23 protein-coding genes, 1 tRNA gene and 1 pseudogene are annotated in these 21,198 nt (G+C 52.9%); 12 read left to right on the top strand and 13 right to left on the bottom strand.

Annotated elements, in window-relative coordinates; genetic code table 11:
- Positions 1-104 precede the first annotated feature (104 nt).
- From J0X12_RS04730 to ftsE, 6 genes are all read right to left on the bottom strand, one after another.
- On the bottom strand, positions 105-2,435 hold the full coding sequence (locus tag J0X12_RS04730; protein ID WP_207042772.1) for an adenosylcobalamin-dependent ribonucleoside-diphosphate reductase: 2,331 nt from the start codon (positions 2,433-2,435) through the stop codon (positions 105-107).
- An 86-nt stretch (positions 2,436-2,521) separates the two neighbouring features.
- Positions 2,522-3,250: a 1-acyl-sn-glycerol-3-phosphate acyltransferase gene (locus tag J0X12_RS04735; protein WP_207042775.1), complete on the bottom strand. Its 729-nt coding sequence runs from the start codon at positions 3,248-3,250 to the stop codon at positions 2,522-2,524.
- 18 nt (positions 3,251-3,268) lie between these two features.
- Complete coding sequence (locus tag J0X12_RS04740) at positions 3,269-3,829, bottom strand: ElyC/SanA/YdcF family protein (RefSeq protein ID WP_207042777.1); 561 nt, start codon at positions 3,827-3,829, stop codon at positions 3,269-3,271.
- 27 nt (positions 3,830-3,856) lie between these two features.
- Positions 3,857-4,402, bottom strand: coding sequence for a D-glycero-alpha-D-manno-heptose-1,7-bisphosphate 7-phosphatase (locus J0X12_RS04745; protein WP_207042779.1), 546 nt, complete (start codon positions 4,400-4,402; stop codon positions 3,857-3,859).
- 1 nt (position 4,403) lies between these two features.
- Positions 4,404-5,291, bottom strand: coding sequence for a cell division protein FtsX (locus J0X12_RS04750; RefSeq protein ID WP_207042781.1), 888 nt, complete (start codon positions 5,289-5,291; stop codon positions 4,404-4,406).
- Positions 5,288-5,986, bottom strand: coding sequence for a cell division ATP-binding protein FtsE (ftsE, locus tag J0X12_RS04755; protein WP_207042783.1), 699 nt, complete (start codon positions 5,984-5,986; stop codon positions 5,288-5,290). Before ftsE ends, J0X12_RS04750 begins: the two co-directional genes overlap by 4 nt.
- 124 nt (positions 5,987-6,110) lie before the next feature.
- Between ftsE and J0X12_RS17665 the strand changes: the two are divergent.
- The 8 genes and pseudogenes from J0X12_RS17665 to J0X12_RS04790 all read left to right on the top strand — a co-directional run.
- A pseudogene (locus J0X12_RS17665) lies at positions 6,111-6,206 on the top strand (zinc-ribbon domain-containing protein); the annotation flags it as partial.
- 30 nt (positions 6,207-6,236) lie between these two features.
- Positions 6,237-6,818 (top strand): DUF3426 domain-containing protein, encoded by a 582-nt coding sequence (locus tag J0X12_RS04760; RefSeq protein WP_237687947.1) that lies wholly within the window; start codon positions 6,237-6,239, stop codon positions 6,816-6,818.
- 68 nt (positions 6,819-6,886) lie between these two features.
- Positions 6,887-7,426: a hypoxanthine phosphoribosyltransferase gene (hpt, locus tag J0X12_RS04765; protein WP_420497044.1), complete on the top strand. Its 540-nt coding sequence runs from the start codon at positions 6,887-6,889 to the stop codon at positions 7,424-7,426.
- A gap of 13 nt (positions 7,427-7,439) precedes the next feature.
- A complete protein-coding gene (locus J0X12_RS04770; protein WP_207042789.1) occupies positions 7,440-7,859 on the top strand; it encodes a response regulator in 420 nt (139 codons plus the stop codon).
- 133 nt (positions 7,860-7,992) lie between these two features.
- On the top strand, positions 7,993-9,801 hold the full coding sequence (locus J0X12_RS04775) for a hypothetical protein (protein WP_207042790.1): 1,809 nt from the start codon (positions 7,993-7,995) through the stop codon (positions 9,799-9,801).
- Entirely contained in the window at positions 9,798-10,814 is a 1,017-nt protein-coding gene (locus tag J0X12_RS04780; protein ID WP_207042792.1) for a glycosyltransferase family 2 protein, read from the top strand. Before J0X12_RS04775 ends, J0X12_RS04780 begins: the two co-directional genes overlap by 4 nt.
- Positions 10,815-10,990: 176 nt before the next feature.
- Positions 10,991-11,587, top strand: coding sequence for a class I SAM-dependent methyltransferase (locus J0X12_RS04785; RefSeq protein ID WP_207042794.1), 597 nt, complete (start codon positions 10,991-10,993; stop codon positions 11,585-11,587).
- Positions 11,574-11,927 carry an EamA family transporter gene (locus tag J0X12_RS04790; RefSeq protein WP_207042795.1) on the top strand — a complete coding sequence of 118 codons (354 nt, stop codon included), beginning with the start codon at positions 11,574-11,576 and terminating at the stop codon, positions 11,925-11,927. The genes J0X12_RS04785 and J0X12_RS04790 overlap by 14 nt, the downstream gene beginning before the upstream one ends.
- A 3-nt stretch (positions 11,928-11,930) precedes the next feature.
- Here J0X12_RS04790 and J0X12_RS04795 read toward each other — a convergent pair whose 3' ends face one another.
- Complete coding sequence (locus tag J0X12_RS04795) at positions 11,931-12,452, bottom strand: A24 family peptidase (RefSeq protein ID WP_207042796.1); 522 nt, start codon at positions 12,450-12,452, stop codon at positions 11,931-11,933.
- A 115-nt stretch (positions 12,453-12,567) separates the two neighbouring features.
- A tRNA-Leu gene (locus J0X12_RS04800) sits at positions 12,568-12,653 on the bottom strand.
- Between the two features lie 163 nt (positions 12,654-12,816).
- On the opposite strand from J0X12_RS04800, the gene J0X12_RS04805 reads away from it, so the two are divergent.
- From J0X12_RS04805 to J0X12_RS04815, 3 genes are read left to right on the top strand one after another with little or no spacing between them, the layout of a single operon-like run.
- Positions 12,817-13,398 (top strand): YqaA family protein, encoded by a 582-nt coding sequence (locus J0X12_RS04805; RefSeq protein WP_207042797.1) that lies wholly within the window; start codon positions 12,817-12,819, stop codon positions 13,396-13,398.
- A gap of 32 nt (positions 13,399-13,430) precedes the next feature.
- Positions 13,431-13,910, top strand: a complete 480-nt coding sequence (locus tag J0X12_RS04810; RefSeq protein ID WP_207042798.1) for a disulfide bond formation protein B — start codon at positions 13,431-13,433, stop codon at positions 13,908-13,910.
- 9 nt (positions 13,911-13,919) lie between these two features.
- Complete coding sequence (locus J0X12_RS04815; RefSeq protein ID WP_207042799.1) at positions 13,920-14,492, top strand: demethoxyubiquinone hydroxylase family protein; 573 nt, start codon at positions 13,920-13,922, stop codon at positions 14,490-14,492.
- A gap of 10 nt (positions 14,493-14,502) precedes the next feature.
- Here J0X12_RS04815 and J0X12_RS04820 read toward each other — a convergent pair whose 3' ends face one another.
- From J0X12_RS04820 to J0X12_RS04835, 4 genes are all read right to left on the bottom strand, one after another.
- The gene (locus J0X12_RS04820) at positions 14,503-15,231 is read right to left on the bottom strand and encodes a hypothetical protein (protein ID WP_207042800.1); all 729 of its coding nucleotides are present in this window, start codon (positions 15,229-15,231) and stop codon (positions 14,503-14,505) included.
- Positions 15,232-15,327: 96 nt separating this feature from the next.
- The gene (locus J0X12_RS04825; protein WP_207042801.1) at positions 15,328-15,879 is read right to left on the bottom strand and encodes an HNH endonuclease; all 552 of its coding nucleotides are present in this window, start codon (positions 15,877-15,879) and stop codon (positions 15,328-15,330) included.
- A 202-nt stretch (positions 15,880-16,081) separates the two neighbouring features.
- Positions 16,082-16,723 (bottom strand): DNA-3-methyladenine glycosylase family protein, encoded by a 642-nt coding sequence (locus tag J0X12_RS04830; protein WP_207042802.1) that lies wholly within the window; start codon positions 16,721-16,723, stop codon positions 16,082-16,084.
- The gene (locus J0X12_RS04835; RefSeq protein WP_207042804.1) at positions 16,720-18,006 is read right to left on the bottom strand and encodes a S41 family peptidase; all 1,287 of its coding nucleotides are present in this window, start codon (positions 18,004-18,006) and stop codon (positions 16,720-16,722) included. Before J0X12_RS04835 ends, J0X12_RS04830 begins: the two co-directional genes overlap by 4 nt.
- Before the next feature lie 140 nt (positions 18,007-18,146).
- Here J0X12_RS04835 and gluQRS point away from each other — a divergent pair, with 140 nt between their 5' ends.
- A complete protein-coding gene (gluQRS, locus tag J0X12_RS04840; RefSeq protein WP_207042806.1) occupies positions 18,147-18,992 on the top strand; it encodes a tRNA glutamyl-Q(34) synthetase GluQRS in 846 nt (281 codons plus the stop codon).
- A gap of 40 nt (positions 18,993-19,032) precedes the next feature.
- On the opposite strand, the gene J0X12_RS04845 is transcribed toward gluQRS, so the two are convergent.
- Positions 19,033-21,045 carry a protein meaA gene (locus J0X12_RS04845; protein ID WP_207042817.1) on the bottom strand — a complete coding sequence of 671 codons (2,013 nt, stop codon included), beginning with the start codon at positions 21,043-21,045 and terminating at the stop codon, positions 19,033-19,035.
- Positions 21,046-21,198: the final 153 nt, after the last annotated feature.

Consider the following 21,198-nt stretch of genomic DNA (forward strand, 5'->3'; position numbering starts at 1 on the left):
TCCATTGCAGACTATCTGGCGTTATTAACGTCTTTTATCTTATGTTGAAAGCGATATTTCTGCACAAAATTGACCCGAAACAGATTCGTACCGGGGACTGTTGGTCAACTGCATTTTGAATAGCCACAAGTTGTGCAGGTATCGCAGCCTTCAATACGGAGGAGCCCGGCTTCACCGCATTGCGGGCATTGGCGGAGCAGCCCTTCTTTTGGTTTGCTTGTTCCACCCACGACCACTTTCGAGACCGCCTCGCTCGTGTCGGACTTCTTCTCGGCAGGTGGAGGAAGGAAGCCGATCTGGATCATGTGGGTCTCGATCACCTCGCCAATCGCCGCAAGGAGGGAGGGCACATATTTTCCCTTCACCCAAGCGCCGCCCCGCGGATCAAATACAGCCTTTAACTCCCCGACCACGAAGCTGACGTCGCCGCCGCGGCGGAAAACCGCGGAAATCATGCGGGTCAGGGCGACTGTCCAAGCAAAATGCTCGACATTTTTTGAGTTGATGAAAATCTCGAACGGGCGACGGCGACCATCCTGAATGATGTCATTGAGTGTTATATATATGGCATGATTGCTCTCTGGCCAGCGGAGCTTGTAGGTCTGGCCGGGCAGGGTTCCAGGTCGGTCAAGTGGTTTCGTCATATAGACAATTCCGCCCGCTTCAAAACTATCCGAAGGTTTCGTATAGGGTTCCTGCAGCGGCAGGGCAGGTTGTTCCTCCGCGCCTGTTTCCTTCTTCACCTCCAGCACCGCGCCGGTGACATCGTTAGGGCGATAGGTCGTGCAGCCCTTGCAGCCCTGCTCATAGGCTTGCAGATAAATATCCTTGAAATTCTCGAAGCTGATATCTTCCGGACAGTTGATGGTCTTCGAGATTGAACTGTCGATATATTCCTGCACGGCAGCCTGCATCCGCACGTGATCGGGCGGCGTCAGCACCTGCGCATCGACGAAGTAGTCGGGAAGCGGCGTATCCGCCCCCTTCAGGCGACGGAACAGCCGAAGTGCATAGTCGGTCACTTCCTCTGACTTGCGTGTATCGTCGGGCATCAGGACATTTCGGGTGTAGGAAAAGCTGAAAACCGGTTCGATCCCGCTTGAGATATTATCCGCGAGCAGGGAGATTGTTCCCGTTGGCGCAACGGAAGTGACAAGCGCGTTGCGAATTCCTTTTTCCACGATCGCCTTGCGGATGTCTTTATCGAGGGCACGGATCGTCTCTCCAGCCAGGTATTTTTCCTTGTCAAAGAGCGGAAACGCCCCTTTTTCGGCCGCAAGGTCGGCGGAAGCGAGATAGGCAGATCGCTGGATCTGTGCCATCCACTGGCGGGTCAGGGCGAGCGCCTTGTCCGAACCATAACGAACGCCACACATGATCAACGCATCGGCAAGACCGGTAATACCGAGGCCGATCCGTCGTTTCGCTCGCGCTTCATCCGCTTGTTCGGGAAGGGGATAGCCCGAAACATCAACCACATTATCCATCAGCCGGATTGCGTCTCGGACCACGCCGTCGAGTTTCTTGAGGTCTATAGCCGCCTTCTTCTCAAACGGATGAACAACCATCTTGGTAAGATTGACCGACCCCAGCAGGCAGGCGCCATAGGCGGGCAAGGGCTGCTCTCCGCAGGGATTGGTGCCGGTGATGGTCTCTGTATAGTAGAGGTTATTCCGGGAATTGATGCGGTCGATAAAAATAACGCCCGGTTCCGCAAAGGCGTAGGTCGAACGCATAATCTCGTCCCAGAGCTCGCGGGCCTGCACGGTCTTGTAGAGGGTGCCGTCAAAGCGAAGTTCCCAGGCGTCATCCTTCTTGACAGCCTCCATAAAGGCGTCCGTTACAAGGACCGAGAGGTTGAACATCCGGAGACGGCCGGGATCCTGCTTTGCCTTGATGAAATCGAGAATATCGGGATGGTCACAGCGTAAAGTCGCCATCATGGCGCCCCGGCGGGAGCCCGCGCTCATGATCGTGCGGCACATGCTGTCCCAGACATCCATGAAACTGAGCGGACCGGAGGCATCCGATCCCATGCCATGCACGGGCGCACCCTTCGGCCGGAGGGTCGAGAAATTATAACCGATCCCGCCGCCCTGCTGCATAGTGAGCGCCGCCTCCTTCAAATTGTCGAAGATTGACGACATGTCATCGGCGATGTCGCCCATGACAAAGCAGTTGAATAACGTGACTTTCCGTTTTGTTCCTGCACCGGAAAGAATACGCCCCGCAGGAAGAAATTTGTAATCCTCAAGGAGTGCGTAGAAACGATCTTCCCATTTTTGACGCTGTTCCACGGGTTCCACCGCAGCCATGGCGCGGGCGACACGTCGCCAGCTATCCTCGATGGTGCGTTCCTTGGCATTGTCATCGGCAGATTTGTAGCGGTATTTCATATCCCATATCTGCTGCGATATCGGGGCGACGGGCGACATAAGGGCACCTTCACTTTAGAAAAACTCGTCCTACTAAATATAGTTGCAAAGGGGGCTCGCGTAAAATCTAATATCTGCAGCAGTGATCAAGAGATGTATTTTGTCCGTCCCTCAGCAACCAAAGCCTCGGTTTTGGTCTCAATTCTGGATTTGAGCTCCTTCATGAACACTTTTCGGTCCATTCCGGCCTCGATCGGCGGTAGAAACTCGATCACCATAACACCCGGTCGGCAGAAAAAGCTCCTTCTTGGCCAGAATAGGCCCGTGTTGAGCGCGACCGGTACCACCGGCTGCTGCAATTTCGTATATAGGGCAGCGATTCCCGGCTGAAAGGGGAGATCCTCATCAAGAGGGGAGCGAGTCCCCTCAGGGAAAATAATGATCGGGCGTTGGTCGTCCATGGCGTGCTGTGCTTGCGCCAGCATGGATTTCAGTGCGGCTGCGTGGCCCTTGCGGTCCACGGCAATCATCTTTGTCTTGCGGCAGTACCAGCCATAGACGGGAATGCTGAGAAGTTCCTTTTTCAGGATTATCGCCGGATCGTCGGTGATCAGGTGAAATATCATGGTCTCAAACGCGGACTGATGCTTGGCGGCGACAATAGCGGCTCCGCTCGGGAGATATTCCTCTCCCCGGATCTCCAGGCGCAGATTACAGATACTGCGGAGAAGAACGACAATTCCTCTCGACCAAATACGCTGCCCGAGAACAATCCACTTCCGGTCAAAGGGAAGGAACGGCAAAAAGGCCAGGTTCATCACCGTAGACCACGCAAAAAAGCAGATAAAGAAGGCTAGGGATCTTAGTTGCGTCACGCGACTCTCTTTCAGCGTCTAATCGTCAAGCCGGGCCCGGACAAGACTGAAAACATACTTATTGAACTCTCCGGCCACCACCATAAAGGCCCTTGGGTTTTTCCACCAGCCGGTTAGTTCAAGCGTATCACTGGCGACGGGATAGGCAATAAGTTTAATGTCGGGCATCTGCCGTTTCAGCTCTACAAGGCTGCGGGGCATATGATAGGCGCTGGTGACGATGGCGAGACTGTTAAAATTATTTGATTTGGCCCAGAGCGAGGTTTCATAGGCATTGCCTTCCGTATTGCGGGCAAGCCGGCCGAGATCAACGCAACAATTCATTAATTCCGCGCTTTGCCCGGTGGCTTGACGCAAGGTCTCGCGCGTTACCTTTGAATTCACGCCGGACACCAGCAACCGCGCCCCGTCATTTTCTTTCAAGAGGTCAAATCCTGCCGTCAACCGCGCTGGCGTGCCGGTCAGGATGACTATCCCGTTGATTTCATGGGGCAGGGCGGGCAGCCTGCTTTCAACCTCCGCCATGAATGTGAGGAACGCCCCCGTCCAAAGGCACAGAAAGAGAAAGACTGCGGCCACAGTAAATTTCCAGCGAAGGGGCATATGTTAGAACCTTCCCTCAAGAATGAAACCTGCCGCTTCGTCAAGGTCTTCGGCGACATGGACGGGCATAAGGTGCCGCGGAAGTCCTTCCGCCAGCGTTTTCTGTCCTTTCCCTGTCCGGACGAGAATGCGATGGCATTCCGCGGATCTCGCCGCCTCAATGTCCCGCGCGCTGTCACCTATAAAGACGGTTTCACGGGCCGCAGTGTGATATTTTTGCATTGCTTCAAAAAGCATTCCCGGTCCGGGCTTGCGCCGTGGCGTGGCCGCCCAGGGGGCGTCAGGGGCGACAATGATATCATCCAGATCACCGGACAGCTTGGCCAGACTATCCTTGAGTTTGCCATGAATGGCTGCCAGCTGTTCTTCATTGATAATCCCGCGCCCGATACAGGACTGGTTGGTTACAACCACCAACCTGTGTCCATGCGCTTTGAGCCGGGCAATCGCCTCCAGCGCTTTCGGGATGAAAATGAGCTCCGCCGGCGATTTCACGAAATCCGCCCGGTCTTCATTGATTACCCCATCCCTGTCCAGCAATACAAGCATACTACATCATCCGGCGAAGCGACTTTAACACGACCCGCCGGACGGTGTATTTCGTCAGCAGGGCCACCAAAAAGGGAAGCAACATCAGCGCAACCGTTCCCTCTATACCAACTGAGAGCGGCGGTAACATAGACGCTTCCAGCGATCCAACAAGGAAATTGAAAATAAACATCACAATGATGGCGACGATAAGGCCCGGCAAGGCACCCAAGAAGCTAAGGCGGGAGAAATAGTTCTGGAACTGCTCAGCAATATAATTGTCGCGTGCACCAATGAGGTGCAGGACCTGTATAACCTCCGAATGCATGATCAGGCCGGTGCGGACGGCGAAAATCACGATAATCACGGTAACGCAGCCGATCAGCAGCATGATTCCGGCCGCCAGAATCTGAATTGACCTGCCAAGAAGAACCATCTTGTCGAGCCAGGGTCGATGGATATCAAGGCGGGCCCCCGGGACAGCCTCGGCCAGTTTCCTGTTTAACGCGGCGAGATCGATGGCGCTGTCTTGCGCAATGATGACTTCAACAAGGCGAGGGATGGGAAGGCCACCAAGAGCCGCATTCTTTCCAAGGAAAGGCTCCAGCAGTTGCAGTGTTTCGTCCTGCTTGATTGCGCGGGCGGAGGCGACACCGGGCGTCGCCGAAAGAAGAGCAACGGCATCCGTTACTTTCTTGTCGAGATCGGCCGAGGGGTCAAACGCAATCTCGACGGTCAAGTTGTCCGTGAGTGTTTTCGACCAGTCGCTGATGGCATTGCTCAGGGAAAACAGCCCGCCGATTGAAAGCGCGGCAAGAAAGATCATGGCCGCAATCACGACAGGCAGGTAACGGGTGGAGACATCTTTTTCCAGCTGTAATTCTGCGGATTTTCCGAAAAACTGTATCATACCGGATCCTTGCTGAACGTCGCGGGAAGCTCGTCTTGGACGCGAGTGGTCAGTAGTCCGTCTTTGAGAAACATGACCGGATTGCCAAATCGCTTGATTAACTCCAGATCATGGGTCGCGACAACTACCGTCGTCCCGATTTTATTGAGTTCCTGAAAAAGATACATGAGTCGCAGCCCCATCTCGGCGTCCATGCTTCCCGTTGGTTCGTCGGCGATCAAAAGCTGTGGCCGGTTGATCACAGCACGGGCGATAGCGACCCGTTGTTTTTCCCCGCCAGAGAGCGTCGGTGGTTTTGCATCCACCTGCCGGCCGAGGCCAACCCATTCCAGCAATTCGGCGACATGCTGATAAATTTGGTCGTTCTTTGCCCCAGCGATTTTGAGCGGCAGGGCAACATTTTCCAGGGCGGAGAGATGGTCTAGCAGCCGAAAATCCTGGTAGACAACGCCAATTTTCCGGCGCATCGAGGGCAGGTCATCGCGGGCAAGACTGGAGACTTCCTTGTTGAAAAGCGTTATCAGTCCACGACTTGGCCGATGCGACAAAGCAAGTAATTTCAGCAGGGAACTTTTACCGGCACCCGTGGGGCCTGTCAAAAAATGAAAGGAACCGGGCCGCAGGTGAAAACTGATATCGCGCAATACTTCAGGCCCCAGCCCATAGCGCATGCCAACATTCTCAAACCTGACCAAACTGTCCTCCCAAAATTACGCGACAGAAGATAAACTAAGATAGATTTATCAGCCAGTCTTGTGCATGTCCAAGCAAACGCTTATAAAAAAGGAACTTTAATTTGTGAGTTGGTAATCCTGGCCAATGATTCTAACCTGTTCGAGTTGCTCAACCCGTTATTCGATTGATCCGTCTACGATCGGTCCTGAAGGGCGTGCGGTCAAATGCGCCAAATGTGGCCACAAGTGGCGTGAGTTCCCTCCGGAGGACATGCCAAAGAAAGTCGCTGCCGAATCTGCGCCCGATAAACCAGTTGCAAGCACGCCCGACACCCCGCCGGACCAGGGGATGAGCATTGAGCAGATGACGGCAACCCAGGCCGGTGCTGCTGTAAATGGAAATTCCGGAAGAAAGCGGCGCTGGATAGCCTGGCTTCTCCTCCTTCTGGTGGTGGTGGTTCTTGTTTGCGGCGCGTATTTTGGCCGCAACTACGTTGTGCAGATCTGGCCGGGATCCTCGACAGCGTATCAATATCTGCAGATCGATGTTGAAACCCAGAATTTACTCGGGCTTGAAATACATGACCTGAAAACAAAGTCGGTGATGCAGAACGGCGTGACAACCCTGACAGTGTCGGGCGTCATAAAAAATGTTACAGAAAGCCCGCAACCCGTTCCGCGCATTAAGATCGCGCTGATGGATGAAGGGGGGCAAAGCGTTTATAGCTGGACGACGGCAACTGAGGATCCCGAGGTTCCACCTTGGGGCCAGATTGAATTTTCCAGCAGCATGAACCAGCCACCTGACGAGGCAAAGAATGTTAAGGTTGACTTGATCGACCCGGAGAATTAGGTCCCTCGATACCTGTTGTATAGAGACCGACGGAACGTCATAGCTATTTTGAAAGGACCACCATGAATATCGCCGAGGCGAAATCAGATATTGAAATCCTGTTCGCAAGCGCGGATATCGCCAAACGCAATGAAGAACTGGCAGAGGAAATTGCCAATTCAATGGGGTCAGATATTCTGGTCATCGCCGTGCTGAAGGGGAGTTTTGTCTTCGCCGCAGACTTGATCCGCGCCCTGCACCATGCGGGCGTAAAGCCGCAGATCGATTTCATGGCGCTTTCCTCCTACGGAGATAAAACCATCAGCAGTGGAAATGTGATGATCACGCGGGATATCGTCGATACGGTCAAGGGCCGCAAGGTGTTGCTAATCGATGATATTCTGGAGTCGGGTCGGACTATGGCGTTTGCGACGCAGGAACTTCTTGATCGGGGAGCCGCGACGGTTAAGACTTGCTTGATGCTGGATAAGAAGGGAAAAAGAGTCTCTGATTTCGAGGCGGATTTCGTCGGCTTTGATTGCCCCGATCTCTTCGTGGTTGGCTATGGCCTTGATTATGCTCACTATTACAGGGAGCTTCCTTATATAGGTTATATCGTCAAGAATTGAGCGGAATGTACATATGGCGCGGATATTGATTGCAGAGGATGAGGCCGCCCTTCGGGAATTCATCAGCCGCGCTTTAACTCATATTGGGCACGAAACCGTCGCCGTTGAGGATGGCGCAGAGGCGCTGGCTGTCTTGCAACGGGACAAGCAATTTGACCTGTTGCTTACTGATATTGTGATGCCGGTTATGGATGGCATTGCCCTTGCCCTCAAAGTGACAAAGGATTTTCCTGATCTCAAGGTTTTGATGATGACAGGATATGCCGCCGAGAGACAACGAGCCTACAATCTTGAAATGCTGATTCATGACGTTATCGCCAAGCCTTTCTCGCTTGATGAAATATGCGAGAAAGTCGAAGAAGCACTGACGAGTGACCGCAGCCTCATGAAGCCTGTCACTACGGCCGACGAAGGGCTTCGATCCAAAGAATAGCCCCTGATTGTCGGGATACCTAGATCGGCCGGGAATTTAAGATTTTTCAGATATGCCTTCCTTTTTGTTAAGGTTTTTACGCTAGCTTTTGGCTGAACGGAAACGCGCATTTACTGGAATCAAGGAAACATCTGTGACCATCGAACGTGTTTTGATGTTTATTTTGCTTTGGCTGACCTGCTTTGTAATCCTGCCCGCGCAGTTTACGTCCGGTCCGAATGCCTTTCAGCCCGAGGGGCCGGATGCCTTCATGCGCTTGGAAAGGGTGAATACTTTAGTCCAGACAGGAGACTGGTATGAAGGCCGTGTCGCCCGAGCAGCAGGCGAAGGCGGAGCCGATATTCACTGGACGCGACCGATGGATCTGCTGATCCTTGGCACGGCGGCGCCCCTAATGCCTTTTATGGACATATCAAAGGCAATTGAAACGGCCGGTGTCGCCTTGCCGATATTGATGTCGCTGATCCTCGTTATGGTCTGTATATGGGCCGTGATGCCGTTAATGCAGCCCGGTAACCTATTTTCAATCGTTCTACTTCTTGCCGTTCAGCCGGTAATTCAGAATTACTTCAATGTCGGCCGGGTAGATCATCATATGGTACTGGCAGTACTGACTGCTGCTGTTCTTGGCTGCATGATACGCCTCACTTCGGACGGCAGACCACTCCGGCTCGCGTTGATCGGAGGCATGTTAAGCGGCCTTGGGTTGTGGATCAGCCTTGAATACTTGATTGTGTTTGTTCCTGTTACCCTGGGCCTTGGTCTTTGCTGGCTTTTCTGGGGGGAGAATTGGAGACGCGCCAATCAGGATTTTGCTGTGGGCGGGCTGTTACTGTGTATAACCGCCATTGCTATTGATGTCGCTCCGGAGAACTGGCTGGTTGCGCGCTTTGACCGGATTTCCATAGCCCAGCTCTTCTTGGTGGCGTGTCCGGTTCTCTTCTGGTCTGTCTTTGCTGTGTTTATCGGCCGCACAAACAAGATCGGTCGGCGCCTGACTGGTACGATCGTATTTGGTATTATATGCCTTGGCCCGATTTTCTTCTATTTTCCGGACCTGTTGGTCGGGCCTGTCGCTGAGGCGGATCCGCGGATTGGGCCGATATGGTACGACAAGGTGAGCGAAATGCTGCCGTTGCTGGACAGCCCACGTATGACGATCCTTTATTGTCTATTGCCGTTTATTGGCGTTGTTTACGGTGGCTTTGTCCTGATTGGAAAAGGCCATACGGAACACCGTCAAATGTGGGTACGGCTGTTGCCGGTTCTGATCTGTACAGGCGTCTTGGCGCTATTTCATATGCGTTCATCCCTTTACCTCGCCGTCGTTGGTGTGATCGCCGCAGGGCAGCTTCTGGAATATCTGCTAAACAGGATCAATGCCCATTATCATGGCTGGAAGAAAGGCGCGACGGGACTTCTGGTGCGCGCAGCCATTATTCTTGGGCCGTTCTTTCTGGCATTTCTGGTAGGCACTGTTAGCAATGGCCTGAAGTCGTCGGAGGCAGTTGCGGCGGCAAAGCAAAAAGAGCCGCAATGTAGTATCCCCGAAATTGCCGCAACCTTGAGCGATGATGCGTTCATTCGCGGCCGTGGTTATCTTAGATTTGCCAATAATCTTGATTTCGGACCAGAACTTATTTATCGGACACCGCATTATTTTCTTGCTGTTCCCTATCACCGCAACGGTGAAAGTATTTTCGACGCACACGCACTTTTAACCGCGACAGATTATTCCAGAAGTGATGAGATTCTCCGCAAATACGGCATTGACTATATCCTCATCTGCCCCAATGCTTCGTCAAAATCTTACTTTCAGGAGTCAGAATCACCGGAAGTCCTCTATAATAGACTTTTGGGCGGGACCTTGCCGGACGACCTAACGGAGATTGATGTACCGCCTCCCTGGAGACTGTTTGCGGTTAGGAATGGTGGAGAATGAACCAGAGCGACCTGATTGAAAAGCCAGATGCAGTGGCCGGACCGGGGGAACTCTGGCGATCCGCATCTCTTGCCGTCATGATCCCTTGCCTCAATGAAGAACAGACGATCGCCGCGGTTATCCGGGATTTTCGCGCGGCCCTGCCGGAGGCGCGAATAGTTGTCTGTGACAATGCGTCAACAGATAGAACAGCCGAAGTGGCCGCGGAAGCGGGAGCGGATGTAATCTATGAAGATATGCCTGGCAAGGGTAACGCAATCAGGCGCCTGTTTTCTGATATTGAAGCGGATATTTATCTGATGGTGGATGGGGACGCGACCTATGAAGCCTCCCTTGCGCCAGTCCTGGTCGATCATCTGTTGAAACACCGTCTGGATATGGTCTGCGCCAAACGTGTTGCGACCCGGCAGGCGGCCTATCGCAAAGGGCATGTATTCGGCAACCGCATGTTCTCGGGGATTGTCGCGCGCGTATTCGGCCGACGCTTTGAAGATATCCTGACGGGATATCGTGTATTCTCGCGCCGGTTCGTCAAGTCATTCCCGATCCTCTCGGAGGGTTTCGAGATTGAGACAGAACTCACCATTCACGCGCTTGAGCTGAACATGCCGGTCGCCGAAATTGCTAGCACCTATCTGGAGCGTCCGGAAGGATCGGACAGCAAGCTCAATACCTTTTCGGACGGATTGAAAATCACGAAGCTGATCGTCAAGCTGATTAAGGACGAGCGGCCGATGACTTTCTTCGGCGGATTATTTATCCTGTTCGCCGCAATGTCTGTTGTCCTTGCGATCCCGGTTGTGCTGACCTTTTTTGAGACGGGGCTGGTGCCGCGGTTGCCGACGGCGGTGCTGTCGAGCGCCTGCATGCTGCTGTCGTTTTTGTTCCTGGCTTGTGGATTTATTCTTGACTCCGTGACCCGTGGACGACGGGAAAGAAAGCGCATTTCCTATCTTTCCATTGCCGGGCCCGCCACAATAAAAGTGGATGCCGATCGCGGGAAACGCCATTAGAAAAATATGGGAAAGGGTACGTCGATTGAGCTGAGTATCGCGTATGCTATTGAATGAACCGAGAGACCACAAATAAAATCAGATTCATCCTGGAAGATTTGCTGCCACCCATTTTAAGGGATTCTGTTCTTTTCAAGTGGCTGGCCAAGGCGGTCTGGGGAAATCATATCGTAGCCTTGGCGGAATTTCGGAAAAAAGCGCCTTTCCTGAGTGAAGAGGAATATGAAGGTCTTTATCGCAATCACCCCCGGGTTCACGACCTGACAGACAATTCCGAAGCCTGTATCCAGCGTATTGCACAGGGGGTTGTTGGACGTTCAATTCTGGATGTCGGTTGCGGCACCGGATTCCTGCTTCAGCGGATTATGGAAATTCGGGGCGACACCTTTGACCGGGTAACCGGAACTGACCTGATCGTGCCGGACGTACAAGAGGGGCTTGAACTCGTCCCTGCAAAAATCGAGAATCTCCCCTTTTCAGATGGAGAGTTCGATACCGTGATCTGCACTCATGTGATCGAGCATATTCTTGATTACCGTCAGGCCATACAGGAGCTGCGGCGGGTATGCCGGAAGAAGCTTATCATCGTCGTGCCGCGAGAGCGGGAATATCGCTACACCTTTAATCCGCATTTCAATTTTTTCCCCTATCCCGAAAGTTTCTTAAGGGCAATGCAGCCGGTGCCGGAGGAGCATACTTGCCTCGATATCGGGCGGGATATCTTTTATTGCGAGACAGGTGAAATGTCAGGAGAAAGTCATGGATATAGCTAAAGACGCGGCCCTGATCATGCTACCTCTCGTAATCGCGATAGGGCAGGTACTGTTTAAACTCACCAGTCGCGATGTCGACGCGGCAAACATGGCGTCGCTCATGAAATTGTCGGTCAATGGATACTTTATTCTTGCCCTAGTGCTTTATGGGGCCGCGACGGTTGCCTGGGTTTATGTGCTCCGGCATTTCCCGCTCAACAAGGCGTATTTATTCATGGGGCTGACATTTGTGTTCGTGCCCCTGCTGAGTTACCTGTTTCTCAAGGAGCCGGTAAATATCCGCTATCTTGCCGGAGCTGCCTTTATCATTTTCGGGATCTGGCTGGCACGAGCTGCCTGAGCCCTACATCACCTTGAAAAATTGATAGAACACCACGAAACCCGCGGCAGCTATGGCAACGCCATAAGGAAGCTGAAGGCCGAGCGCCTTGCCGGTCTGGAGAAGTGGTGCCGGTTTTTTTAGAACTTTCATGAAAAACCAGTCAATGACACCGGAGACTGCTGGGTTGCGGGAGAGAATGACGGGCAAAACATAGATGAGGGCAAGTATGCCGCCCGCCAGGCAAGTCATTAACAGCAGAAGGACCAGGTGATCAGGCCCTGCCCAGAGTGCCAGTGCAGCGAGAAGCTTAACGTCGCCACCGCCCAGCCAACCGAGGGCAAAAATCATAATCCCGACAACGAGAACGCCCATGCCGCAGAGGAGATGCCAGGGAAGGGAGGACCAGTCGCCGGCGATTGACGCCTGAAGCAAGTACAGCGCGGCAATGATCAGGGGCAGCATATTCGGAATTCGGCGGGAAAAAACATCCCATATCGCCGCTACTAGGACAAGGCCACCGGCTGACATCATCAGGACAGGCATTTGATACACCCTCTAAAGGCAAAGCTGTAAGTCTGCCTTAAATCCTACCGGTCAGATATTAGCATATAGTTAAGGAATTCCGTCGTATCGACCAGATGGTGAGGATGGATTTAAATGGTGCCCCTGGCCTGACTCGAACAGGCACGCCCTATGGACAACAGATTTTGAATCTGTCGCGTCTACCAATTCCGCCACAGGGGCTACGGTCGAAAATCCGCACTATAGCGATGAATATCGGCGGGTCAATAGGTGTTCTGGCAGATACACATCTGTATGATAAATAATGATAAAGATTGAGGCGATACAAAAAAGCGGCTAAAAAGACCCGTCTACAATTTTAGTTTATTCAGGTTCTGGCCCGCGCATGCTCCGACGTTTGTATGATTTCACTATGGGACTGGCGGCGAAACCGCGGGCAAAATGGTTTCTAGGGGGCATTTCCTTTGCTGAAAGCTCCTTTTTTCCCATTCCGCCGGACGTTCTGTTGATCCCGATGGTGCTCGCCAACCGCCGGGACGCCTGGCGGCTAGCATTTATCTGCAGCCTGACTTCAGTCGTCGGCGGGCTGTTCGGCTATTTAGTAGGATATCTCTTTTACGACTTGATCGGTGCCCCGATTATAGATTTCTACGGTTATACCGAAAAATTTGTCAAATTCACGGATTCTTATAATGAGTGGGGCGGGTGGATTGTCGCCTTTTTCGGGTTGACCCCCTTTCCCTATAAAGTCATCACCATCGCCAGCGGGGTAACCCATCTTGATGTGCTGGTCTTTATCGTCGCCTCTACTCTCTCGCGCAGCTTGCGGTTTTTCCTGGTCGCAGGCCTCTTGTGGAAATTCGGGGCGCCGATACAGTTGTTTATCGAGAAATATCTTGGCCTGCTGACTATTCTCTTTTTCGTTTTGCTAATTGGCAGTTTTGTAGCGATTAAATACGTGCTCTAGATTTCTAGGAAGGGCGGATTGGGGTGACGTACTTGACGAAAAACGCGTTGTGGGTAGCCTTGCTTGGAAGTATCGGCGCGCTTGGTACAGCGTTTATTGCGCAATATGTGTTCGATCTCTGGCCTTGCGTTCTGTGTCTTTACCAGCGCTGGCCCTATGCCGTGGTTATTGTGATATCCCTCGCCGGGATTGCCCTGCGAAAACGCGTCGAGATTGGCCCGCTTCTTCTGCTTTGCGCCCTTGCGTTTGCTATCACCGCCGCCATCGGCGGATACCATGTGGGGGTAGAGCAAGGCTGGTGGGAAGGCACGGCTGAATGTGTGGGTGATACAGCCAAAGCCAGCAGTCTGCAGGACTTGAAAGCCAAGATCATGTCGACGCCCATTGTGCGCTGCGATGAAGTTGCCTGGTCGCTCTTTGGCATTTCCATGGCGGGTTATAATGTCATTTTTGGTGCCGTTCTGGCTGTTTTTTCGGTTTTTGCTGCACTAAGTTCTTTCAGGAACAGATAAGGAATGGCGATGCCAGACAAAAAAAACATTGATGAGAAACCCGCATTTGGCCGTCAGCCCGGCGATCTTAGCCCGCGGGAGCAGCTGGAGAGAATTATCCGTGTCGATCACGCCGGCGAATTCGGTGCCGTGCGGATATATGAAGGACAGCTGGCCGTTCTGAAAGAAACAGAGTCGGCGGAAACTCTACAGCACATGAAAGAACAGGAGGAACTTCACAAAAAGAAATTTGAAGAACTTCTCCGGGATCGCCGCGTTCGTCCGACCTTGTTAAGCCCGCTCTGGCATGTTGCCGGGTTTGCGCTTGGCGCGGGAACCGCCATGCTCGGGAAAGAAGCGGCAATGGCTTGCACCGAAGCCGTCGAGGAGGTAATCGACGAGCATTACCGCCAGCAGCTTGATACACTTGGAGAGGAAGAAGCGGACCTGAAACAGACTATTTCCAAGTTTCGCGATGAGGAAATCGAGCATCGCGATACCGCACGGACGGAAGGCGCCAGTGAGGCGCCTGGTTATGAGCTTCTGACGTCCGCCGTTAAAGCTGGCTCAAAGATGGCGATCTGGCTCTCTTCCCGCATTTGACGGGAGTTTTCTATGGAAAATCGCAGCGTGTTGCAGAAATAGTAGCGAAGCTCTGTTTGCCGGCCAGTATGCTGAAGCGATATTCATTGGCACCAAAGACAACGCTCTTGTGAAGCGGGAGAACGCCAGTCAGGAGTTCCTTTTGGCCGCCTAACTGTGTGAAGGTGATTTCGACCGGTTGTTCGGGATCATACCACGCTTCCACCTTGCCTTCCGAGTTGACAACTGATTTTCCGTTTCCGGTGACCGTAATTGATCCATTGCCGAGGCTGATGGAGTTTCCGGGGCTGGAAAAGATCGGTGTATTGACGATAAACCGCTTGGTTTCGGGCGCCGCGTCACAATTCTGGCTGTTCTGCGCGAGCGTGATCAGGGAAAGCAGCCGATCCGGCTCTAATCCGTCTGCCAGCCTGGCTTGCACAAGATCCAGAATATCACGCGTTGGACCACTTGGGATTTCATTCTCGAATTTATCGCGCCACTGACGGGCTTCGGCGAGTGCCGCGCTCTGTTTATCTAGGGCAGCGCGAGCCTGATCGTTCAGTCGATCATTTTCACTGGTAAGGACGATGACCTGCCCTTCGATGTCAGCGATACGCCTATCCGCATTGGCCTGACCTTCATAGTAGCCATAGACACCGGCTCCGGCGAGCAGCGCAATATACAAAACGAACTTGAAAAAGCGGGTGCGGCGCTGCCGTGCCTGCTTTTTCTCTGAAAGACCAAGGCCATAACTCATTGTGCGTCACATCTTCAGCGATAAAGAAATATTACAAATTTGTCTCTATATAGACGTCGAAACGCGGGAAAGGCAAGTGCGGGCAGGGAAATTCGTTTATTCTTCGAGCTCGGTATCCCAATAAAGATAGTCACGCCAGCTTTCATGAAGATAGTTGGGGGGGAAGGCGCGACCCTGATGGTTGAGCATTTGCGGGGTGGGTATGTAGGGGCGGATTTCCGGGAACATATTAACTTCCCGGGGGAGCCTGCCTCCTTTCTTCATGTTGCAGGGGGCGCAGGCCGTCGTGATATTCTCCCAGCTTGTCTGCCCCCCGAGGCGGCGGGGCAACACGTGGTCGAAAGTTAATTCCTCTGGAGAGTTGCAATACTGGCACCGAAATCCGTCCCGCAGAAAAACGTTAAATCGGGTGAAGGCGGGCTGTTTACTCTGTTTGACATACCGCTTCAGGCAGATCACGCTGGGCAGCCGTATTTCGAAGCTCGGAGACCGGACAACACGGTCATATTCCGAGACAATATTGACCCGTTCGAGAAAGACCGATTTAAGCGTGTCCTGCCAGGACCAAAGCGATAAGGGAAAATAGCTAAGGGGCCTGTAATCGGCGTTCAGAACCAGGGCCGGGTATTTTTCCACAGATGTTTGCAAAGCTTAAACTGTCTCCAAACAAAATGTTGTGGTGGAAAGTTTGACCTTTCCCTCTTCAAATTGCAAACTCTAATACAGTATTTTGTGTGAAATAATTATGAAACCACCGCATCTTGAGAGCTGATGACGTGCCAGATTTATTCACTTTAAGGAATATAGTGCCCTGTGCGGTTTTTCTTTAACATCGGAGTAAAATAAATATCTATACAGAGATATTCTTGCGTGTCGGCGCCTGAACCACATCCGCATAATAGCGCCATAAAATGCGAGCCGCGACCGTCCGATACGGCCGGTACGGTTCTGCCAAATCATCCATTTTCGCCACATCGGGACGAGTCGGAAGTTGTTTAAGATGTCCGAAGGCGGTTTGCAGCGCCACATCGCCAGCCGGCCAAATATCGGTCCGGCCCAGACAGGACATCATGTAAATTTCCGCCGTCCAGCGACCAATTCCTTTCACGCTGGTCAGTTGCGTAAGCACTTCCTCATCGTCATGTGCGTGAAGGGAGTCGAGCACGAGTCGTTCACTGATTATATCCTCGGCGAGAGCACGACAATACCGTGCCTTTTGACGGCTCAGTCCCAGACCGCGTAATTCTTCCTCCGAATATTGCAGCATACGCTCCGGCAGAAAGGGAGACACGGCGTCAGCCAGCCTTCTCCATATGGCCGCGGCGCTGGAGAGCGATACCTGCTGCTCAACAATGATCTTGGTGAGATGCTCGAATCCGGCTGGCCGCCGCCGGTCCGGTAGCGGTTGAATCAGAGACAGCGCACGGCCAATATCCGGATCCTGATTGCAGAGGAATTCAAGCGCCGCCGCGATATCCTCCTTTGCCGTCATTGGGAAGTAACAAGTGCCGTCTTGATATCCGTGGAGCAGTTCAGGCTTTTCGCAGCGAGGGAGATCTGTGCTTCATCACTTTCACCCTCGTGAACGACATGCGGAATGTCCGGTGTCAGTCCTACCCCGTGAAATGTCGGGCCGCCGCCAGTGGTAAAACGGCCAGTCGTAAGACGGAGGCCGCCGCCATTACGGAGCGGCATCAGCGATTGCATCAGGCCCTTGCCATAACTCTTCTCACCAAAAAGCTTCGCCCGCGCCTGGTATTTCAATGCACCGGCAACTATCTCCGAAGACGAGGCGGATTTCTTGTTCAGCATGACGACAATGGGTTTGCCCTGTGTTTCATCGCCCTGAACAGCGTCCCGTGACACCAGCTCCCGCCCGCGGTTTCTGACAGAATAGATGTTTCCGCTATCTAGAAAGGCGTCGGCGACAATCTCGGCCGCGGACACCAGACCGCCAGGATTGTTCCGCATGTCCAAAACGATGCCGCAGAGGTTGGGTCCCAGGGTATATTGAATGTCTTTCAACGCCGTAGCCACTCCGGGGCCTGTTTTCCGGGTAAAAGAGAAGATACGGATATAGCCGATATTTCCATCAATACGATGTTCTACAGCGGCGACCTCTACATCGCGACGCATAACGTCTACCTGCAATGGGGTCGGCGTGTTATTGCGAAGTATCGTAAGGGATGCATAAGAATCTTCGGGACCGCGCAGCTTCTCGCGCGCCTCGGAAAGGGTGAGACCCTTGATCGGCTCTCCATCCACATGGGTGATAATGTCTTTTTCCTGAAGGCCGGCCTCTTCCGCGCCTGAACCGCGCAGCAGGCTCATGACCGTCAGATTGTCGTCGATCATTCTGATATGAATACCGAGGCCGACAAAGTGCCCGTCCAGACTTTCGCGGTAGGACGAGAACCGCTGGGGCGCCATATAGCCAGTGTATCGATCCATCGACGCAAGCATGGCATTCAACGCGCGGGTTGTGGGGTCGCTTTCTCCCCTACCTTCTATCGGAACGGACTTCAGTCCTTCAATTGCCTTGTCGATCAGGTCATCGGGATTGACATTATCCACATAGCGCTGGTCTATCGTTTGGAGAACATCCGCCATAATGCTGATATTTTCATCCATCATCGGGTCGTTCTTGACCGTTTCGCGATAAGCAATTTCATACCGGTTCATTGCGGCATTAACATCATGATTTCTGGTAATCGGAATTGCACATGCCGTCACCAGCATTAAAATATTCAGCGCGATCAATATTCTTTTAAACATTCTTCTCGCCCGTTGACATTTTTTATAATTAATAAAGTATTAACAAAGGCTAACGCTCGCCCTGACGCCTGACAAGAAAAACAGATAAAATTTTAAACACATTTGAGTATTATTTTCGAAAGCTCCCCCTTGTTAACTATATGGTAACTATATCGCGTTTTGCGCCAAGCCCAACCGGATTTCTTCATCTTGGACATGTTTATTCCGCTTCTCTGGCCTGGCAGGCTGCACGAGAGAGCGGCGGCAAGTTTCTGCTCCGATTGGAGGATATCGACCAGACAAGATGCCGTCCGGAATTCGAAGAGGCAATCTATGAAGACCTGAGATGGTTGGGACTGGATTGGGATCCCCCGCTGCGTCGACAGAGCGATCATTTCGATGACTATGCGGCACTCCTCGAGAAGCTCAACGATCGGGATTTGATCTATCCCTGTTTCTGCACCCGAAAGGAGATATCGGCCGAAATCAATCGCAGCAACTCGGCGCCGCATGGTCCTGAAGGCCCCGTATATCCGGGCATTTGCCGCGATATGACGGAGAGCGAGCGGCAGGCGCGGTTTGCGCGGGGGGAAGCTTACGCGTTGCGCCTGAATATGGTTAATGCGATTGCGGCAGTCGAATTATCGAAGCTCCAGTTTCAGGAAGTCGGGAAGGGATACATACAATGTGATCCGGCCCCGTTTGGGGACATTGTCCTCGCGCGCAAGGAGACCCCGACCAGCTATCATCTAGCGGTGACATTTGATGATGCAATTCAGGGTGTTAACCATGTTGTTCGGGGTCAGGACCTGTTCGCGTCCACTCATATTCACCGGCTTTTGCAGGCGTTGCTCGACCTCCCGACGCCGACCTATTTTCACCACGGATTGATCTCGGATGCGAAAGGGCGCCGCCTTTCAAAACGTGACAAGGATGCAACAATCAAATCTTTAAGAGATTATGGTTACCAGCCTGAAGAGGTGCGGAAAATGGTCGATTATGGTTAATATTCGGCAGTTTTCCGCGAATCTCCCTCCTCGTTGACGGTTAGGCCACTTCCTCATATTTCATGATCATGTCGACCATGTCGATGACGATGCCAGCCATGTCAAAATCCTTGGGCGTATAGATTGCACTGACGCCAGCCTTTTTGAGTTTGTCCGCATCTTCGGGTGGGATAATGCCTCCAACTACAACAGGCACATCACCTAAGCCAGCGGCCCGCAGCTTCTCACAAACTTCTGTCGCGAGCGGAACGTGGGAGCCTGAAAGAATGGATAGGCCGACAAGGTCGACGGTGCCGTTGCGTGCGGCGGTAACAATCTGGTCCGGTGTAAGGCGGATACCCTCATAGACCACCTGCATCCCGCTGTCGCGTGCAGCAACCGCGATCTGTTCCGCGCCATTCGAATGACCATCCAGGCCGGGTTTGCCGACCAGAACCTTGAGCGGCCGCCCGAGGGCTGCCGCCGCCGCCGCGACCTTCTCGCGGGCGGGTTCAAGTATATCGTTCTCTGCATTGGAAACGGCGGAGCTTACACCGGTCGGGGCGCGATATTCCCCATACACCTGACGGAGCGCTTCGGACCATTCGCCAGTCGTCACGCCTGCTTTCGCGGCGGTAATTGACGGCGGCATGATATTTCGACCCTCTTTCGCGGCCTGTGATAGGGCGTCGAGCGCTTTTTTAACGGCAGCTTCATCCCGGCTCTCACGCCACGCCCGCAACTGTTCAATCTGTTCGGCTTCTGCGGCCGGATCGACGGTCATTATGCCGCCATCGGCTTCCTGCGTCAGCGGGGAAGGGGCGGACTCTGTAAATTTATTCACGCCGATAACGGGCAAATCGCCGGCAATGACCGACTGGACTCGGTTTGTATTTGAATTGACCAGGCTTTCCTTCAGATAGCCCGTATCTACCGCAGCGACGGCGCCGCCCATTTCCTCGATAAGTTTAAGTTCCTCGCGCGCGGCGGCCTTCAACTCTTCAACCTTGCGGTCAATCTCAACCGAACCTTCGAAAATATCGCCAAACTCGAGAAGGTCGGTTTCAAATGCAACAATCTGCTGCAAGCGAAGGGACCATTGCTGATCCCACGGTCGCGGCAGGCCGAGGGCCTCATTCCAGGCGGGAAGCTGTACGGCGCGTGCACGTGCTTTCTTGGAGAGTACAACAGCCAGCATTTCCAGAAGAATGCGATAGACGTTGTTCTCCGGTTGCTGCTCGGTCAGTCCGAGGGAGTTTACCTGCACACCATAACGGAATCGGCGGAACTTCTCGTCTTCCACGCCATAGCGATCGCGGAGGATTTCGTCCCAGAGATCGACGAAGGCGCGCATCTTGCACATTTCGGTAATAAAGCGGATGCCGGCATTGACGAAAAAGCTGATTCTTCCTGTTGCAGCAGGGAAGTCCTCGGCGCTGATCTGCCCGCCTTCTTTAACGGCATCCAATACCGCGATGGCCGTTGCCAGTGCGAACGACAGCTCCTGCACCGGAGTGGCCCCGGCTTCCTGCAAATGATAGGAGCAGACATTGGTGGGATTCCACTTCGGCATCTGCTGATAGGTATAACTCACCACGTCGGTGATCAGCTTCATGCTCGGCTTTGGTGGAAAGATATAGGTTCCTCGCGACAAATATTCCTTGATGATATCATTCTGGACGGTGCCCTGAAGAGCGGAAACATCGGCTCCCTGTTCTTCAGCAACGGCAACATAGAGTGCCAGAAGCCACGCCGACGTCGCATTGATTGTCATGGACGTGTTCATTTTCTCGAGCGGAATATCATCAAACAGAGTGCGCATATCCCCAAGGTGACAAATGGGAACACCTACCTTGCCAACCTCGCCGCGGGCCAGAATATGATCCGAATCATAACCTGTCTGGGTCGGCAGATCGAAAGCGACGGACAAGCCCGTCTGGCCGCGCGCAAGATTTGTTTTATAAAGCTCGTTCGACGCTTTTGCGGACGAATGGCCCGAATAGGTGCGGAATAGCCAGGGGCGGTCTTTTTTCTGGGCGCCGGTTTTTGCGGCTTCCGTCTTATTTTGTGCCATAATTATCTTTCGTTTAGATGTAATTATAGATTCAGTTATTACGTGTACCTGCTATCGCACGTAATAACATAACTTTGTGCTGCAGTGCAAAAAAAACTTGTTATCTCGGCAAAGGTCAGTAATCTTCTCATATACCGGGCTAATGTAAAGGTC

The organism is Sneathiella sedimenti, from assembly GCF_017313765.1.
GTDB lineage: Bacteria > Pseudomonadota > Alphaproteobacteria > Sneathiellales > Sneathiellaceae > Sneathiella > Sneathiella sedimenti.

Excerpts from the sequence above, each read along its gene's own strand:
- J0X12_RS04730 (WP_207042772.1), bottom strand. The coding sequence starts at position 2,435 with ATGTCGCCCGTCGCCCCGATATCGCAGCAGATATGGGATATGAAATAC.
- J0X12_RS04745 (WP_207042779.1), bottom strand. The coding sequence starts at position 4,402 with ATGCTTGTATTGCTGGACAGGGATGGGGTAATCAATGAAGACCGGGCG.
- J0X12_RS04750 (WP_207042781.1), bottom strand. The coding sequence starts at position 5,291 with ATGATACAGTTTTTCGGAAAATCCGCAGAATTACAGCTGGAAAAAGAT.
- J0X12_RS04760 (WP_237687947.1), top strand. The coding sequence starts at position 6,237 with ATGCCAAAGAAAGTCGCTGCCGAATCTGCGCCCGATAAACCAGTTGCA.
- J0X12_RS04770 (WP_207042789.1), top strand. The coding sequence starts at position 7,440 with ATGGCGCGGATATTGATTGCAGAGGATGAGGCCGCCCTTCGGGAATTC.
- J0X12_RS04780 (WP_207042792.1), top strand. The coding sequence starts at position 9,798 with ATGAACCAGAGCGACCTGATTGAAAAGCCAGATGCAGTGGCCGGACCG.
- J0X12_RS04790 (WP_207042795.1), top strand. The coding sequence starts at position 11,574 with ATGGATATAGCTAAAGACGCGGCCCTGATCATGCTACCTCTCGTAATC.
- J0X12_RS04795 (WP_207042796.1), bottom strand. The coding sequence starts at position 12,452 with ATGCCTGTCCTGATGATGTCAGCCGGTGGCCTTGTCCTAGTAGCGGCG.
- J0X12_RS04805 (WP_207042797.1), top strand. The coding sequence starts at position 12,817 with ATGCTCCGACGTTTGTATGATTTCACTATGGGACTGGCGGCGAAACCG.
- J0X12_RS04815 (WP_207042799.1), top strand. The coding sequence starts at position 13,920 with ATGCCAGACAAAAAAAACATTGATGAGAAACCCGCATTTGGCCGTCAG.
- J0X12_RS04820 (WP_207042800.1), bottom strand. The coding sequence starts at position 15,231 with ATGAGTTATGGCCTTGGTCTTTCAGAGAAAAAGCAGGCACGGCAGCGC.
- J0X12_RS04830 (WP_207042802.1), bottom strand. The coding sequence starts at position 16,723 with ATGACGGCAAAGGAGGATATCGCGGCGGCGCTTGAATTCCTCTGCAAT.
- J0X12_RS04835 (WP_207042804.1), bottom strand. The coding sequence starts at position 18,006 with ATGTTTAAAAGAATATTGATCGCGCTGAATATTTTAATGCTGGTGACG.
- gluQRS (WP_207042806.1), top strand. The coding sequence starts at position 18,147 with ATGGTAACTATATCGCGTTTTGCGCCAAGCCCAACCGGATTTCTTCAT.
- J0X12_RS04845 (WP_207042817.1), bottom strand. The coding sequence starts at position 21,045 with ATGGCACAAAATAAGACGGAAGCCGCAAAAACCGGCGCCCAGAAAAAA.